16 protein-coding genes and 2 pseudogenes are annotated in these 16,089 nt (G+C 69.3%); 7 read left to right on the top strand and 11 right to left on the bottom strand.

Translation table 11 applies throughout. The annotated features are described in order from the left end of the window. Positions 1-117: 117 nt before the first annotated feature. Positions 118-1,227 (bottom strand): hypothetical protein, encoded by a 1,110-nt coding sequence (locus AB0924_RS17290; protein WP_366911828.1) that lies wholly within the window; start codon positions 1,225-1,227, stop codon positions 118-120. A 383-nt stretch (positions 1,228-1,610) separates the two neighbouring features. Between AB0924_RS17290 and AB0924_RS17285 the strand changes: the two genes are divergently transcribed. Beyond that, positions 1,611-1,919 carry a hypothetical protein gene (locus AB0924_RS17285; RefSeq protein ID WP_366911827.1) on the top strand — a complete coding sequence of 103 codons (309 nt, stop codon included), beginning with the start codon at positions 1,611-1,613 and terminating at the stop codon, positions 1,917-1,919. Between the two features lie 135 nt (positions 1,920-2,054). Here the strand turns inward: AB0924_RS17285 and AB0924_RS17280 are convergent, their stop codons facing one another. From AB0924_RS17280 to AB0924_RS17270, 3 genes are all read right to left on the bottom strand, one after another. Further along, positions 2,055-2,402, bottom strand: a complete 348-nt coding sequence (locus AB0924_RS17280; RefSeq protein WP_366911826.1) for a VOC family protein — start codon at positions 2,400-2,402, stop codon at positions 2,055-2,057. Positions 2,403-2,534: 132 nt separating this feature from the next. Beyond that, the gene (locus tag AB0924_RS17275) at positions 2,535-3,137 is read right to left on the bottom strand and encodes a Fic family protein (protein WP_366911825.1); all 603 of its coding nucleotides are present in this window, start codon (positions 3,135-3,137) and stop codon (positions 2,535-2,537) included. Continuing rightward, positions 3,124-3,312: a hypothetical protein gene (locus tag AB0924_RS17270; RefSeq protein WP_366911824.1), complete on the bottom strand. Its 189-nt coding sequence runs from the start codon at positions 3,310-3,312 to the stop codon at positions 3,124-3,126. Before AB0924_RS17270 ends, AB0924_RS17275 begins: the two co-directional genes overlap by 14 nt. A 103-nt stretch (positions 3,313-3,415) precedes the next feature. Here AB0924_RS17270 and AB0924_RS17265 point away from each other — a divergent pair, with 103 nt between their 5' ends. Beyond that, the gene (locus AB0924_RS17265; protein ID WP_358938558.1) at positions 3,416-4,210 is read left to right on the top strand and encodes a hypothetical protein; all 795 of its coding nucleotides are present in this window, start codon (positions 3,416-3,418) and stop codon (positions 4,208-4,210) included. Between the two features lie 368 nt (positions 4,211-4,578). Then, positions 4,579-5,742 carry a pentapeptide repeat-containing protein gene (locus AB0924_RS17260; protein ID WP_366911853.1) on the top strand — a complete coding sequence of 388 codons (1,164 nt, stop codon included), beginning with the start codon at positions 4,579-4,581 and terminating at the stop codon, positions 5,740-5,742. A gap of 50 nt (positions 5,743-5,792) precedes the next feature. On the opposite strand, the gene AB0924_RS17255 is transcribed toward AB0924_RS17260, so the two are convergent. Then, positions 5,793-6,074 (bottom strand): hypothetical protein, encoded by a 282-nt coding sequence (locus tag AB0924_RS17255; RefSeq protein ID WP_366911823.1) that lies wholly within the window; start codon positions 6,072-6,074, stop codon positions 5,793-5,795. A gap of 228 nt (positions 6,075-6,302) precedes the next feature. On the opposite strand from AB0924_RS17255, the pseudogene AB0924_RS17250 reads away from it, so the two are divergent. Continuing rightward, positions 6,303-6,479: pseudogene (locus tag AB0924_RS17250) on the top strand (IS5/IS1182 family transposase); the annotation flags it as partial. A gap of 30 nt (positions 6,480-6,509) precedes the next feature. On the opposite strand, the gene AB0924_RS17245 reads toward AB0924_RS17250, so the two are convergent. After that, on the bottom strand, positions 6,510-7,250 hold the full coding sequence (locus AB0924_RS17245) for a class I SAM-dependent methyltransferase (RefSeq protein WP_358938562.1): 741 nt from the start codon (positions 7,248-7,250) through the stop codon (positions 6,510-6,512). Positions 7,251-7,705: 455 nt separating this feature from the next. Here AB0924_RS17245 and AB0924_RS17240 point away from each other — a divergent pair, with 455 nt between their 5' ends. From AB0924_RS17240 to AB0924_RS17230, 3 genes and pseudogenes are all read left to right on the top strand, one after another. Then, positions 7,706-8,185: a Pycsar system effector family protein gene (locus AB0924_RS17240; protein ID WP_358938565.1), complete on the top strand. Its 480-nt coding sequence runs from the start codon at positions 7,706-7,708 to the stop codon at positions 8,183-8,185. Between the two features lie 232 nt (positions 8,186-8,417). Next, on the top strand, positions 8,418-9,056 hold the full coding sequence (locus AB0924_RS17235; protein WP_366911822.1) for a BlaI/MecI/CopY family transcriptional regulator: 639 nt from the start codon (positions 8,418-8,420) through the stop codon (positions 9,054-9,056). 530 nt (positions 9,057-9,586) lie between these two features. After that, positions 9,587-10,339, top strand: a pseudogene (locus AB0924_RS17230) (HAD-IC family P-type ATPase); the annotation flags it as partial. Positions 10,340-10,452: 113 nt separating this feature from the next. Here the strand turns inward: AB0924_RS17230 and AB0924_RS17225 are convergent. The 5 genes from AB0924_RS17225 to AB0924_RS17205 all read right to left on the bottom strand — a co-directional run bounded on the left by AB0924_RS17225 (position 10,453) and on the right by AB0924_RS17205 (position 16,033). Then, positions 10,453-11,112, bottom strand: coding sequence for a DUF305 domain-containing protein (locus AB0924_RS17225; RefSeq protein ID WP_366911821.1), 660 nt, complete (start codon positions 11,110-11,112; stop codon positions 10,453-10,455). A 102-nt stretch (positions 11,113-11,214) separates the two neighbouring features. Further along, the gene (locus AB0924_RS17220; RefSeq protein ID WP_358938571.1) at positions 11,215-11,634 is read right to left on the bottom strand and encodes a DUF6153 family protein; all 420 of its coding nucleotides are present in this window, start codon (positions 11,632-11,634) and stop codon (positions 11,215-11,217) included. Between the two features lie 97 nt (positions 11,635-11,731). Beyond that, positions 11,732-12,955, bottom strand: coding sequence for a DUF418 domain-containing protein (locus AB0924_RS17215; RefSeq protein ID WP_366911852.1), 1,224 nt, complete (start codon positions 12,953-12,955; stop codon positions 11,732-11,734). A 706-nt stretch (positions 12,956-13,661) separates the two neighbouring features. Beyond that, positions 13,662-14,060: a (2Fe-2S) ferredoxin domain-containing protein gene (locus AB0924_RS17210; RefSeq protein ID WP_366911820.1), complete on the bottom strand. Its 399-nt coding sequence runs from the start codon at positions 14,058-14,060 to the stop codon at positions 13,662-13,664. Further along, positions 14,057-16,033, bottom strand: a complete 1,977-nt coding sequence (locus AB0924_RS17205) for a heavy metal translocating P-type ATPase (RefSeq protein ID WP_366911819.1) — start codon at positions 16,031-16,033, stop codon at positions 14,057-14,059. The genes AB0924_RS17210 and AB0924_RS17205 overlap by 4 nt, the downstream gene beginning before the upstream one ends. Positions 16,034-16,089: the final 56 nt, after the last annotated feature.

The raw sequence follows: 16,089 nt of genomic DNA, 5'->3' as shown, positions 1-16,089 counted from the left end.
GCCCGTTGGCTGAGTCGTAGACGGTGTGGAAGCAGGCCGTGTTGAGGTCGTCAAGGTCTGCGCCGTCTCCGAACTGAGAAGTCAGGTGCTTGGGCGGCAGCGTCTTCTGCGGGCTGACTAGAAGAGGCGGGCGCGCATGTCCTGTGTCAGGTTCTCGATGATCTCGCGCAGCCACTGACTGCGGACGGCTGGTAGCCGGACCAGAGTGTGCCGGAACACTGCGGGGTCGGTTCGGAACAGGCCGTAGGGGTGCGGTGCGGGCGGATCGTCTCGGAGGACGCCGTCGGGCATGACGCCCGACGCGGGGACGGGCGGATACGTCTTGGCGAAGGCCAACCACAGCCACACCGCGAACGGTAGCGGCACCGGGTATGCCGCGGCGGCCGGGTTGGGGAGGGTCCAGGTCTGCCCCGTCTGCGGATGGACCGGTACGAGGTGGATGTCGGCGCCTGCGTCGGGGGCGGGAAGCCCCGGCCCGGCCAGGACGGCGCGTCGCGCCCCCGGACCTGGGGGCAGCAGGGCGTCGAGGGCGCGTTGGAACACTTCCTCGGTCAGGCCGTCCGGGACGATCACCGGTCGGCCCTCGGAAGCGGCCAGCAGATGGGCGAGCGCCCGGCCGGCCGCAGCCTCCCACCGCGGGCTCCAAGACCACCAGTGGTGCAATCCCAGCCGTGGTCCTCCCCACGCAGTGATCGGCTCGAACGGCGGTATGCCCCTCCCTTCGGCCGTCAGATTCGTCCAGGAAAGCGGTGTGGCATCGGTGTCGTCGACGGGGCGGCGGCACACGGCGTCCGGGGCGAGCCACACCGCCTGCCAGAGCGAGCAGTCGTCGATCCGGGTAGCCACGGGCAGGCCGCACGCTTCGCAGGCCAGGTTGGGGCCGTCGGCTCCGTCGAGGCCGCAGCAGTAGCCGCCGCACTTCTCCAGAATCGGCACGGTGCCGCGAGTGTCTCCGGGCGCGATGACGATCGCGCCGGGGGCGCCGTCGGACAGGGCGTAGACCGGCGCGTGGATGCCGCGAGTGGCCACCTCGTCCGGATCGAGTTCCTCCCACCTCCGCCACGGCGGCCCCGAGGGCTCAGGATCGACGGCGAACGTGCCCGACTCCATGAGCACGGGGAGCTGGATCCCGTTCCCGTATTTCTGATGGGCGTGAACCGGCAGGGTGACCTGGGACAGCGGGGTGGTCAGCTCGGCGCCGCACCCCGCACACACGAAGACGAGCAAATGCCCTCCGCTTGGGAATCAGTATCGTCGCAGTCGGCGGAGGCCGAGCCAAGGCGTTTTTCGTCTGCCGCGGGGCCGGAGCGCCGCCACGACGGGGACCATCAGCTCCAGCCGCCGACGGGTGCCGACTGTTGCCCAACTTGGGGGCCTGTCGGTGCGGTCCTTCGGGCGCTTGTTCGGTCGGCAGCTGAGGCCTTTCATCATGACCTGGCGGTTGGGTGTTCGTCAGCCGGGGCGGCACGCGGGTGGTCATCCCCATGAGTGCCGAATCAGCCGGTAGGTGAGGCAGGCTGAGACAAACGATCAGTTTGGGGTTGACCTCAGGTCTGGTTGAGCTTCTAGGTTCGGGGGTGCCGATGTCGACGTACCGGAGAGGAACGGCCATGAGGACGCTGGTGCTGGGAAGGTCGCCCGCCAGGGTGACGGAGGTACTGGCCACGCTGCGTGCGGACGGCTTTGACGCGGAGGGAGTGAGCACCGACGAGGAGGCGCAAAGACTCCTGGAGACAGAGGAGTTCGGGGTTCTGATCATCGGAGGGGGCGTGAAGCCGGACTCCCGCGCCACACTCACGGAGTTCGCGGCGAAGCACCGGGTGCGGCGGGTGATCGATGGCGCGCTGACGGAGCCGTTCGACGCCTACGTGCGGCAGGAACTCGAGCCGCTGATCCGGGAGGCCGCCGCCAAGGGGTGACGGCCATGGTCCATCTGGACGTGGATGTGGACGGGGCGTCCTCACCTGGAGCGGTCTTCCCGTCCACCGCGTCCCGCGATCTCGTCTTCGATCTACGAGTGGTTGCGGCCAGCACCGCTCGTGCCGCGTGAAGCGTCAGCGGTGGCTGAGAACGTTGACCACGCGGCCGCTGGGGTCGCGGACGAAGAACCGACGTACTCCCCACTCCTCGTCCTGCAGGGGGTGGACGATCTCCGCGCCGCTGTCCCGCATGGCCGCGTACGCGGCATCCACGTCGTCGACTTCGACACTCATATCGGGGGTGACCGGGGCAGTCTTGTCGTTGGTCATCACGCTGACCTGCGCTACTGGATTGGACGGCGAGGCAAGCGTCATGATCCAGCCGAGATTCATGACCTCCTCAAAGCCCAGCAGGCCATAGAACTCCCGGCTTTCCTGCGCGGCCTCTGACTGGATGATGGGCATGACACGGCGAACGGCCATCGACGCCTCCGGATGAGAACAAGACGGATCCAGGACCATACAGGGGGTACTACGCAGCACCTACGCACTGCGACTCTCACGAGCCGAACTGGCGTCGTGGCCGCCTCCGATCCCCCAGTTGCACGCGGGCTGTCAGCGGCGGTTGAGTACACCGATGAGAGTGGACAGGTCGGCGGCGCCCACCGGATCGTCCGGGTAGCGGGTGATCTGGAGAGGCCCCACCTCAGGAAGGACGATGTCCTCGCGGGCCAGGACATGGACCAAGGTCAGCAGGGCCGCGCGGGCGTTGCCGTCGGTGAAGGGGTGGAAGAAGGCCACGTCGAGGTAGGCGCGGGCCGCGCGGGCCGCCGGCGGGAGCTCCGTCTCGATCGCCTCGCGCAGGCAGACGGCGAAGTCAGCCTGAGTGCGCGGGGTCAGGCCGTAACGCTCGCGGCCGGCCTTCGCATAGGCGTCGTTCACCCGGAATGGCGCTTCTGCTGCACCGAGGACTTCGCGCTGCCAAGTGGCCAGCAGGGTGAAGTCCAGTGGGCAGCGGTATGCGGCAGCGGCGCGGGCCAGTGTGTAGGCGGTGAGCAGACGATTCGCACGGACCGGGTCGCGCCGCCGCACCGGCCCTTCGCACCAGACCCGGAACCCGTCGGTCGCAGGTTGAACCCGTCGCAGGACCGGTGCTCGCTGCCAGTCGGCGTCACGGCGCACGCGCAGCCAGGTCGAGAGACAGTCAGTAGCGGTCATGGAGATCCTCCAGCGCTTCCCGCTCGCGGTGGTCCTGGCAGGGGGCATGGCCGGTGAGGTCGACCGCGAAGTCCTCACCGACAGATTCGATCAGTGGCCAGGCCGTGAGGGAGCAGTTGGTCGTCCGGCAGTTCCAGGCCGGCCGGCGGCTGCGGCCGAGGTGATGTGGTGGCACAGGTTCCGCGGCAGGGGTGGTCGGGTTCGCAGACCGTGAGGCCCGCACGATCCCGGCCCCTCCCCATGAGTACGCTCTCCCCTCGTACTCAAGGGGAGGGATCATGCGAGACAGAACAGCCAGGCCCGTCAGAGCGGCTTGGGCTCTGGCGGGCGGAGCGGCGGCCCTGACGTTGCTCACGGCAACCGCAGCTCATGCGGAAGGGAAGGGGGACATCCGGGTCACGGCCGCTGTCGTCAACGACGGCAAGAACATCATCATCGGTACGTCCCAGCGCGTCACCTACCCGATCGCCATCACCATCCGGGACAACTCCGGGGTGAAAGGTCTGTCGCACGTCAGCGTGTTCAACAAGAGCAACGGCTGGGGCTTCAGCGACTGGACCGGCACCAAGTGCGTGAAGAAGAGCCACACCACCTCGGTGTGCACGGCCACCATGACGATCGCGCCGCAGTGGCTCCCCGACAGCCTGCCCGAGGACGTCGACCACGCGGCGGGCCTTTGGCAGGTCAACGCCAGGGTCAAGGCGAACGACGGCGACTACTGGATCTCGGACGACATCGCCGAGTTCAAGATGAAGCGCGCCTCCAGGCTCACCACGGACGCCGCGCCCGAGCCCGTGGCCAAGGGCGCCCAGCTCACCGTCTCCGGCAAGCTGACCCGGGCGAACTGGGAGCACCTGAAGTACTACGGGTTCACCGGTCAGGACGTGAAGCTCCAGTTCAGGGCGGCCGGCGCCGCCCACTACCGCACGCTGAAGACGGTGCGGACAGGCGACTCCGGGAAGCTCAGCGCCAAGGTCACGGCGACCTCTGCCGGTAGCTGGCGCTGGCACTTTCCCGGCACTACGACGACCGCGCGGGTCACGTCCGCCGGGGACGCGGTCTCGCTGAGGTAGCCGGCCGGCGAATTCGGCGGCATCGGCCCGCCCGTCCGCGACGCACGGTGCGGACGGGCGGTTCGGTGGACACGGGATGAGCGAGGACTTCAAGCCGCCGCTCGGGTCCGGCGCCGGCGTCCCGTCTGCGGGCTCCGCCACGCCGTTCGTGCAGCGCCAACTCTCAGCGCGCCTGGCTCCGGGCGCGAGTTCGTCGAGCAACTCACCGAGCGGTGGCGAAAGATGGCGGACAGGGAAGGGTGGGAACTGGTCGCGCGGGCCCGGGCCTGCGTCACAATTCGCACTATTCGTATGGCCGTTCACACGCCGCGGGCGAGTGGCACGACACCCTTGATCGTCTTCTGGGCGGCGCCTAGGCTCTCATGACCATGGAGATGGGGGATCCGGCTCGCGGGCGGCGGGCACGGCACGGTGGGTTGGTCAAGCGTCGTGCAGCCGCCACTCTGCTGGCCGGGGCTGTGGGGCTGGTCATTCTGGGCACGATGTTCGTCTTACTGCCCGGTGTGGTGGTCGACCACGATCTCGCGGGGGCGAGCGTCGCCGCGCAGGATCGGCTGAAGGCGGTGAACGATGTCCGTACGACGCTATTGCAGGTGGTCGGTGGCCTGGTCGTACTCTTCGGCGCGTATGCCACCTGGCGGCAACTGCGGGTGAGTCAGGACGGTTTGCGCGCCACACAGGAGGGCTACGTCACCGACCGGTTCAGCCGGGCCGTCGACCAGCTCGGCAGCGACAAGCTGGATGTGCGCATCGGCGGGTTGCACGCGCTGTGGCGGATCGCGGAGCAGTCAGCCCGGGACCGGGAAGCCATCATCTCCATCCAGGCCGCTTATCTGCGTACACACCTGCCCTGGCCACCCGCCGGGCCGGAAGCACCGGCGGCTGACGTGCCCATCAACGACATCGCGCCCCTGGAGACTCGCGCCGCCGACGCCCAGGTGGCGCTGACGGCGCTCGGCGTGCTGTGCCGGCACCGGGAGCAGTCGTGGGTCAATCTCAGCATCACCGACTTGCGCCGGGCAGACTGCGACGGACTGTGGTTCCCCGAGGTCAACTTCGACCGTGTTTGCATGGAGGCGGCGGGCCTGTACCACGCCAATCTGACCCAGGCATCCCTGGTTTCGGTCAACCTGCGGCACGCCGACCTCACGACTGCGATTCTCCGCCGGGCTCGGTGCGTTCTGGCCGACCTGAGAGCCGCGAAGCTGGTCGAAACCGACTTGCGTGACGCCGACTTCACCGGGACCGACCTGCGCGAGGCGAACCTGCGCAAGGCCGACGCCCACGGCGCGGTCTTCCACCGCGCCGATCTCCGCATGGCTGACCTGCGCGGCACCGACTTGAGCACCGCCGACCTTGCCGAAGCACGCCTCACCGGCGCCCTGGCCAGCGAGCACACCCGCTGGCCCGCCGACTTCGACCGGACGGCCGCCGGGGTCGTCGACACCGATGACCCCGGCCCCGAGCCCTCGCCCCTGCTCCAACCGCCGGGTATGACTTGGCAGGCGCCGCCGTTGCGGTCCACTCCCTGACCAAGCTGTGCCGGTCAGGGCTGCGGCGACCGCGATCCGCCTGACCGGTGTCACTCCTCCTCTGCGTGCTTGGGCGCCCTCTGCGGCTCGGACAAGTCCTGGGTGTTGGCACAGGTGGTGAGCGGGACGGTGTCGGTGATGATCGCGGTGCCGGCCACGAGGCCGAAGTTCCAGCCAAGCCCGAGCAGGGCTAGGGCCGGCGCGACCGAGTCGTCGGGCGCGACGGCCGCGAGGATGCCGGCGGCCAGAAGAGTGATGCCGGAGGCGGCGGCGACCTCCATCCGGCCGTAGCGGTCGACGAGCCGGCCTGTCAGGGGTGAGGGCAGGTACATGGCGCCGATGTGGATGGCGATGACGAGACCGGAGGCTGCGGTGGCGTGGCTGGTCGTGCATGTGGACCGGCGTCATCGTCATGATCGGCGGCTGAGCCCAGCCCGGATCCGGAACATGACGGGCTCACGCACTTGGGCGGCAGCGGCGCCGGAGCGGACGATGTGGTTCATGCGAGGGCCATTGCAGGGACGCGCTTGCGGATGGCCTCCATCTCGGCGTCGTCCGACGGCAGCAGGGGCGGACGGCCCGCAAGCTTCGACAAGACGATCTGCAAACGCAGGAACGAGGTGGAGCGGACGATCAACGCGTTGAAGAACTTCCGGGCCGTGGCCATACGCTTCGACAAACGCGCCTACGTCTTCCACGGGACCGTCACCCTCGCCTCGATCCGGCTCTGGCTCCGCCCATGCCTTCACGTCTCGGCGCGGCGGAACTTACGGTTTGTGGGTTACCCAGAGCAGTTCCGCCGGCCAGCGGTGTGCCCAGTCGGGTGGGTCGGTTTCGTTGTAGCCGTTGGGTGTTCCGAGTTCGGGCCGCGGCTCGATGAGGTCGTCGATGATGAGACCCGCGCCGCGCAGGACCTTGATCCAGTCGCCGTAGGTGAGCTGATAGCTGGTCGCGCCGTCGTCTTCGGCGATGGTGTTCAGCCCGAAGTAGTCCTGCTGCAGCGTCGTGGTCACTCGGCTGGCGGCTTCGTCGTAGCAAGCTTCGAACCATGGGCTGGCGACGTTGAACACCAGGCGCCCGCCTCGGCCCAAGACGCGTGCGGCCTGCGGGACGGCCAGGTGCGGGGGCGCCCAGCTGAGCCCACCGAAGTCGCAGAACACCAGGTCGAAGCTGTCGGCGGCGAAGGGGAGTTGTTCGGCGGCGCCTTGCACCAGCGGGTACCGGGCGGCTCCCATCGCGCGGGCCGCTGCGCCGAGTTGAGCTTCGGACAGGTCGAGCCCGACCACGGTTGCGCCCTCGGCGGCGAGCGCCCTGGACCACTGGCCGGCGCCGCAGCCCAGTTCGAGGACGCGCTTGCCGGTGACGTCGCCCAGGGCGTGCAGGTGCGCGTCGGGGATGGAGTACATGCCCCACAGCCGGGGTGTGGCGCCGATTTGCGGGTCGTGCTCGTGCTGGTAGGCGCTGCTGATCCGGTTCCAGAACCGCCGGTTGGCGGGGATGCTGTCCACGAGCCGACTCCAGCACTGCCTGCCGGGGGCGGTCAACACGATTAGGGCACTGGCCGACCCTCGCCTCGGTCCGGCCCTGACTCGGCCCATGATCCGCCGGACTAGCCCAAGCGGCGCGGGCCCTTTCGTCACCGCTTGCGGGCCCGCCCGGGCCATCCACGGCTGGCGCGGGCGCCCGTGGCGTGATGACGGGCTGCGAAGCCATTCCCCTCACCCGCACCCGCTCCTCCCGCATCGGTCCCCTGATCGCGGCAGAAGTCAGCAGGTGGCTCACGCGGAGGGACCAGTGCCGGCCGAGCGGCGAGCCCTCCTAGGCACTGGCCTTGCCGGTCGAGGCCCGGCGCGGGCCTGATCGGCGGGGTGGGCCGGGTTCCGGAAGGGCAGGCTGCACGCAGGCGAAGGAATTCGGCGCCCGTGCCGCACCAGGTGCGGGCCGATGCAGAGGAGCAAGCGACGTGTCGATCACCGCTCCGATCCCCGACCCATTACAGGCCGGCCAGACCGGCCCGCACATCGATGCCGCACTTGTTCTTCTGCGCGGAGAGCTGGCCCGCAGTGACAGCAAGGCATCCCTGTTGTTGGCATTGAACGGCGCGGCGCTGGCCGCGCTCGTCTCCCTGGGCGCCATCGGACGCCTCTCGGCTCCCATGATGGTGGTGGGCGCAGTCGGTGCGGGCGCACTGCTGGCCGCCACAGTGGCTCTGCTTCTGGCGGTGCGCCCGCAATTGGGCGGTCCAGGGTGGCCCCAGTGGCCGAATCTCACGGACGAAGAACTGCGTCGAGAGCTCGCTGCGGGCCAGCAAGTGGTCCTGGTCAGGACACTCGCCGCCTCAGTCCGCGCCAAATACGCTCGGATCCGCCTCGCGGTCGACTTCATGCTGGCCGCGTTGGGGCTGCTCACTCTGGCGGCCGTGATCACCACAGTGAAGTCGTGAACCTCTGCGCGTGCATCCGGGGCACGGTCAGGTGATCGGGACCGGCCCCCATGACCGCAATCGCAGAACCCACATCAGAGGATTGGGAACGAAGGGGCGACGCACGCGTAGAAACGGGGCGCTTCACCCGTACTATCTCTGCACCAGGGCACATTGCGGCCGCAACGCCGTCCCTGACCCGCCTCAACGGGCCGCCAGAGCCACGTCCCGGCCGCCGATCAAGGAGACGACCATGTCTGAAGGAACGGCGTCAGCGACCGCGTTGGCCTCGCAGTACATCAGCCAAGTGGCCAGTGACCTCGAACGCAACGTCAAGGAGCAGGAACGCGTCACCGCGGAACTCAGTGCGTTGCAGGAGCAGTTGATCACGCTCCAGCACGACCATGGCGTACTGGTGAGCATGCAGCAGGCGCTCGGCGTTGCGACTCCCGTCGCCGCACCTTCCGACACCGGCACCGCCGCCGTGCCTTCTCCCAGGAAGAAGAGCACCGGCGCCTCGGGTTCGCGGCGAACGGCGAAGACGACCGCGGTGAAGTCGCCCAAGGCCAAGAAGGCGGCCGGCGCGAAGCCCGTCGCCGGTAGGTCGGTCGCGCGGAAGGGAACCGGCCCCACGCTGATCGATCTCATCCACCGCCACCTCACCGAGCAGAGCGAACCCCGTTCCGCGGCAGAAGTGGCCAAGGCGCTCAGCGATGCGCACGCCGACCGCAACATCTCGCCCAACGTCGTGCGCACCACGCTCGAAAGCCTCGTCGCCAAGAGCCTGGTGCAGCGGAACAAGCAGGGCAGCTCCGTCTTTTACACGGCTTCCGCGTCGGTGGACTCGGCATCGGCGCCCAAGGAGGAAGCCCGACGCGACACTGACAAGTGACGACAAGGGGATGAAGCAGCCCTGAGCGTCGGTCGGCAAGGCCGTGGAGCGGGGCGGGTGTGCCGGGCTCCGGCGGACAGCACCTGTTGTGCCGCGCCCGTGCGTGATGTCCGGCCATCGTGCGAACCGGTTGCGCCCGCCCACGCCCGACGGAATGATCAGGCTTGAGCCGAAAGGGCCTGAAGGCGCGGGGGCATCATGGGCGAGGTCCAGATTCTGGCGGGGCGGTACCGGCTGGAGCGGTTTCTGGGACAGGGCGGTATGGGCCGGGTGTACGAGGCCGGGACATCGCGCTCGACCGGTCGGTCGCGGTGAAGCTGCTGTCGGGGTATGCGTGAGTCGGCGGCGGGGTGGGCCCGTACGACTCCCGAGCCGGCCACGTGGACGACGCTCCATCTGCTGGCTCCGCCTCGGCCCGGGGGCGCGTTCGGTCCGCGGCCACCGCCCTCGCCGACATCACCCGTGGAACACGAACTTCCTTCCCTCCGGCCGATACTCGGCGAGTACGACTACCAGTCCTCCAAGCCCTCGTGCGGGAGGTCTACTACCGAGGCCGTCGGTGTCATCCTGACCCTCATCCTGGTCGGACGGCTGCCGGAGGCCCGAGCGAAGGCCGGCACCGGCGAGGCCATCCGTGCTCTGCTGGGCCTGCAGGCCCGCACTGCCCGCGTCGTACGGGACTGTGCCGAGAGCGAGATTCCCGTCGAGGACGTCGTGGTCGGCGACGAGCTCGTCATCCGGCCGGGGGAGAAGATCCCCGTCGATGCCGAGGTGCTCTCCGGCAGCTCGGCGGTTGATGAGTCGATGGTCACGGGCGAGCCGATGCCGGTCACCAAGCACGCCGGGGACACGATCATCGGAGCCACCGTCAACGGAACTGGATCCCTGCGCGTCCGGGCGGCCAAGGTCGGGGCGGACACGATGCTCGCCCAGACGTCTGGTGCAGCAGGCCCAGGCGTCCCAAAGCCCCTATACAGAGGCTTGCTGACGCCGTGTCGGCGTACTTCGTGCCCGCCGTCATCGCCATCGCGATCGGCACCTTTGCCGTCTGGTTTACCGTCGGCCCCTCCCCTGCGCTGACCCTGGCGCTGGTCTCTGCGGTCGCGGTGCTGATCATCGCCTGCCCATGCGCGCTCGGCCTGGCCACGCCGCTGTCGGTGATGCTCGGCACCGGCAAGGGTGCGCAGGCCGGCATCCTGATCCGCTCCGCCGAAGCATTGGAGACCGCGCACAAGCTCGACACCGTGGTGCTGGACAAGACCGGCACCGTCACCGCAGGCAGGGGGTATTCCTCACCGAGGAAGAAGCACCGCAGCAGCTGCCCTGAGTGCTGGTACCGGGCCGCGGCTCGGGGCGCCCGTTGATTGGATGCCCCGAGCCGCGGCCTGGACGGGATCTACTGCTTGCCGAGGATCTTGTTCATCTCGGTGATTTCGGCCGACTGCGAGGTGACGATCGACTTGGACATCGTCTTGGCGGGTCCGTAGGCGCCCTTGGCCTGCTCGGTCTTCGCCATTTCGATGGCGCCCTGGTGATGGCTGATCATCATCTGCACGAACGCCTTGTCGAAGGCGTCACCGGACAGGTCCTTGAGCTTGTCCATGTCGCCGTCCGACATCATGCCGGCCATCGACGAGTGGTCCATGCGGGACATGCTCTCCATCCCGGACATGCCGGCGTCCGGGACCTTCTCACCCCAGCCTTTCAGCCAGCCCGACATGGTGTTGATCTCCGGATCCTGCGCCTGCCTGATCTTCGCGGCCAGGTCCTTGACCTGCTGCGAGTTCGCTCGCGACGGCGCCAGGTCGGCCATGGCCACGGCCTGCCGGTGGTGCGGGATCATTCCCTGCGCGAATGACACGTCCTGCGCGTTGCGGCTGCCCTGCGCAGCCGAAGCGGTAGCCGGAGCACTGGCGGAGGACATCGCCCCCATGTCGTGGCCGGAGTGCCCCGAGGGCGAGGAATCGCTGCTGCCGCAGGCGGCCAGCACCACCGCAGCGGTGGCGGCTGCGGCCAGCGCGGTCGTCCGGCGGATGAGGGAACGGCGAGATGCCATCAGAAGTACAGCTCCTTGATGCGCCCGCGCGACGCGCGGGAAGTATGGATGCAGACACACCGGAGCACGCCACCTGCCTGAGCGGGTGTCGTGCGGGCGCCTCTAGATCCGCAGAAGCTGCAACTCGGAAAGGTCCGGCGGTGCCCGGCCGTCCACCGCCTCGACGGCGGGGACGCTGCCGACGGTCCCTGCGGGTTCGAGGACAGTCAGGGAGGGCATCAAGGCCGGTGGAGCGTAGGCAGCGGATGTACCCCCCGCCGCACAGGTCCCGCCGGCATGGTCCATGGCCATGCCGCCGTTGCCCGCGTCCGACAGGTGCTGGCAGTCCCCGCCCACAGCATGGGCAGGCGCGGAGTGCCGGCCTGCGGCCTCGACCGACATCACCATGTCGTGCTGGCCGAGAGCAGGCATGCCGTTGGGTGACAGGGCATGCATTCCCAGCATCCCCGCCACCACGGCCAAAACCATCCACATCCAGCGCGCAGAGCTCATCACAGAGCCGATACGGATGCTGGACGTCATGCGTTCAGGATAGGGGGACCCACGGGAGTGCTTTCGCACTGTTGCTGTTGGTACCTTCGCCGCAGCACACGCCCTTGACGCTGAAGCAGCAGACGGTTCATCTGATGATCCACGGCTGGGTGGCGAGGTGGAGAGCATGCTCCAGCGGGCCGCGCCTGAAGCGTCGGGTCCATACAACCGCCAGGAGCATGGCGGCCGCGATGAAGCCGAGCAGCACCGGCAGGGCGGACCTCGTTTCCCCGCCGACCGCAGCCACGTACCAGACTTCGCTGAAGAACCACAGCGCGACGATGTGCAGAACATAGGCGGTCAGCGCCACCATGCCGACCGCGGTGACGGGCCGGGCCAGGGCTGTAAGGCGCGGCATCCTTTGGGTGACGACCAGGCAGGCCGCGACAACGACCAAGGCGACTCCGGTGTTGCCGACGATGGAGAAAGTCGTCTGACTGTGGGGTGCGGCTACCAGCAACCAGCTCAGTGGGGTGTGATCCTCGGGCACGCCGACCGTGTCGGACCACCAGGCGGAGGACGCCGAACCGCCGTCCGTAGCGGAGGCGATGGCGGGCAGGGCAGCGGGGACGAGGTGGAGAGCAAGCCAGGAGCCGCCGTATCCCAGTAGAGCGAGTGCCCCGCCGACGAGTGTCAGCCGTGATCCGATGCCTGGGCGGGTGAGATCGAGCCGTGCCACCGCCATGCCCGCGACGAGGAACGGGATCCAGGTGAGCACCGGGTACTCGCCGGTGACCAAAAGCTCCATCAACCCGTCCGTGTCGCTGATCAGGGCCACGGGGTCGCGAGCAATGACGGCGTCCGCCCAGCTCCCGTTCTCGATGGCCGTTCTGGTCGCGTATAGGACTTGGGGCAGGATCAGAGCACTCGCGGCAGCGATGAGAGCGAGCGTCCGGCCCCCCAGTCTGTACAGCGGGAGGACGGCCAGAAAGAGCAGCCCGTAGGAGCTGAGGATCACGTCGACGTTGGTGTCCATGGCGATCAACGCGTAACCGAGCACCAGCAGCAGGGCCGCACGAATCACTATCCTGGCCACCGCCTGACGACCGGCGCGACCGGTACGGGGCTGAGGACGGCCGGTGATGATGACCAGCGAGAAACCGGCGAGCACCGCGAACAAGGCGGCGGAGCGGCCGCGTGCCGTCTCCAGCAGAAACCCGAGCGGGCCGCCGACGGTCACGTCAGGACCCACGTGGGCGGAGTACATGCCGAGCACGGCCAGTCCACGCGCCAGGTCGAGGCCGATGAACCGGCCGGCCAAGGGCGTCTCTGTGGTGGCCGGGGGCCGGCCACCAGCAAATGGCGATGACATGTCCGTCTGCTCGACCGAAGGTGCTTCCTGGGTCATGACTCATGAGTTCACCAGCAATCGGTCCTAGCCACCCCGGCAACTTTCCGATCTCACTCTGCCGGTCGGCCGAAGTTGCCCCGCCGACCGGCAGGTGTTCTCGTGCCGAACGCAGTTTCAAGCTCTGCCCAGCGAGGGGAAGGGTGACCGACCGGCGGCGCCACCGTCCGTGCCACTGCGGAACGGGCGGCGCGCTGGCCACGCTCGTGGTCTCCGCGGTACTGCCGAAGCAAGCCGCCACGATCGAGGCCCGCACAGGCGGGGACTATGCCCGCGCCACCGCCGGCAGCCGCCTGTTCTTCGCCACCCAGCAGCTGCGCGCTCTTGCTCCTTCTCAACCTGGCGGTCGCCGCGGCCAGCGCCATGGTCACCGTCAACGGCGTGGTCTACGTCCGCGACCATCCGGGCCGCAGCGCGGCCGACGTATCCCTGGCGCTCGGCGCCTACGGCGGCGGTTCGATGGTCGTCGCTCTCCTGCTGCCCCGCGTCCTGGACAAGATCCCTGACCGTACGGGTGATGTTGCGCGGCGCCCTGCTGCTTACGGTCGTCTTCGCCGTGCTCGGCGCGCTCACGGCGGCCGGCGGTGGAGGCTGGCGCTGGCCCGCGCTGCTCTTGACGTGGGCAGCCGACCGACGCACTCCACGCACACCGCTGAAGCCGGGGCCCTGCTCAGTCCTCGACGGCTCGCCGTACGCGCCGGGACGGTGAGAACGCGTAGAGGTCGAGGATGTCCGGCGGCTCGGCGACACCCGGGCCGCCCGCCCGCACCCACGCAGCGATGTCGGCTGTCGCATCGGCGTCGTTGACCAGTCCGAGCCACGCTGGTCTTCCGCCCTCGGCCCGGCCGTCCGGGGAGGGCTGTACGACGATGACGTTGGCCTGTTCGCAGGCGTCGAGGCAGTTGACCACGCGAACCTGCGCGACCATGCCCAGCTCGGCCCTGAGCGTGGCGAGCTGGGCCGCGTGGTCGACGCCGGGGACCTTGGCGGTGCCGCAGCAGCAGCCCCGGCACACGGTGACCGTGCACCGGGGTGCCGCCTGCTCCTTGGCTGCCTTGCGGCGGCTCACTGGGCGGCTCGCTTCCAGGCCGCCTCGCGCAGCAGCCGCAGGCCGTTGAGGCCCACGATGACCGTGGAGCCCTCGTGGCCCGCGACACCGAGCGGCAGCGGCAAAGTGCCCGCCAGGTCCCAGACCACCAGGCCGGTGATGAAGACACCCGCGATGACGAGGTTCCGCACAACCAGGCTGCGAGCTCGGCGGGACAGCGAGATGACGGCCGGAACCGTGGTGAGTTCGTCGCGGACGATGACCGCGTCGGCGGTCTCCAGCGCCAGGTCGGAGCCGGCCCGGCCCATGGCGACACCGGTGTGGACGGCAGCCAGCGCCGGGGCGTCGTTGACCCCGTCGCCCACGACCATCACCTTGCGGCCGGCGGATTCCAGGTCCCTGACCGCACTGACCTTGTGCTGGGGAAGCAGACCGGCGCGAACGTCCTCGATGCCGACCTCTGCGGCGAGACGGGTGGCGGCACGGGGATTGTCGCCGGTCAGCAGCAGGGGCGCCGTACCGGTCAGGGAGGCCAGTGCACCGACGGTACGGGCCGCGTCGGGACGCAGCCGGTCGGCGATACCGAGCAGGCCCGCCGGCCGGCCGTCCACGGTGACCAGCACGGCCGTGCGGCCGTCTTCCTCCAGTTCGGCGGAGAGGACCGCGGCGCGGGCGGACGAGGAGTCCGTGGCCCCGCTCAGAAGTCGGGTGGGTGCTCCGACCGCGACAACATGCCCGTCGACGGTCGCGGTAACGCCGACGCCGGGGGTCGAGTCGAAGTCCTCCGCCACCGGCAGAGGCAGCCCCCGCTCGCGCGACGCGTCCACGATCGCCCGCGCCAGCGGATGCTCACTCGGGTGCTCCGCGGCGGCCGCGAGGCTTAGCAGCTCCTCGTCCGTGATGCGGGATCCGGGCAGCGGCCGCAGTTCGGTGACACGCGGGGTGCCCTCAGTGAGGGTGCCGGTCTTGTCCAACGCCACGGCGTCGACCTGGCCGAGCCGCTCCATCACCACGGCCGACTTGACCAGCACACCGTGCCGACCGGCATTGGCGATCGCCGACAGCAGCGGCGGCATGGTGGCGAGGACCACGGCACACGGCGATGCCACGATCATGAAGGTCATGGCCCGCAGCAACGAGCCGCTGAGGTCCGCCCCGAAGGCGAGGGGCACCAGGAACACCGCAAGGGTGGCGGCCACCATGCCCAGGGAGTAACGCTGTTCGACCTTCTCGATGAACAGCTGCGTCGGTGCCTTGGTCTCCGAAGCCTCCTCGACCATGCGCACGATCCGGGCGATCACCGTGTCCGAAGCGTCGCGCTCGACACGGACCCGCAGGGCGCCGGTGCCGTTGAGGGTGCCGGCGAAGACCTCGTCGTCCTTCTGCTTGGCCACCGGCAGAGGCTCGCCGGTGATGGTCGCCTGATCGACGTCACTGGCCCCGTCGAGCACCCGGCCGTCCGCACCGACACGCTCGCCTGGCCGCACCAGGATGGTGTCACCGACCGCAAGATCCGCCACGGAGACCACCTCCTCGGCGCCATCCGCGCCGATGCGGGTCGCCGTGGCGGGCGCGAGGTCCAGCAGCCCGCGCACGGAGTCGGCGGTCCGCGCTGTGGCCAACGCCTCCAAGGCGCCGGACGTGGCGAAGATGACGATCAGCAGCGCGCCGTCCATCACCTGCCCGATCGCCGCTGCCCCGATCGCTGCCACGACCATCAGCAGATCGACATCGAGGGCCTTCTCTTTGAGAGCCTGGAGCCCCGCCCAGCCGGGCTCCCAGCCGCCGGCCACGTACGTGAGCGCGTACAGCGGACCCCAGGTCCAGGCCGGGGCGCCAGTCAGCTGTAGCGGCAGGGCGAGCAGGAACAGGACAAGGGCTGCGGCTGCCCACCGTGCCTCGGGCAGGGCGAAGACGCGGGTACGCCGTCGGGGCGCACCGCCCTCCCGTACTGGGGCGGCCTGGTCGGCGGGGGCCGGAGCGAGGGTGGTCACGGGAAATGAGGTCCTTCGATCGGCATGAGCAGACGACGGCCTCCCGGAACACGGGG

It is taken from the genome of Streptomyces sp. NPDC047869, from assembly GCF_040704065.1.
Lineage (GTDB): Bacteria > Actinomycetota > Actinomycetes > Streptomycetales > Streptomycetaceae > Streptomyces.
The sequence above is the reverse complement of the archived record's forward strand: the minus strand, read 5'-3'. Positions and strand labels throughout refer to the sequence as shown.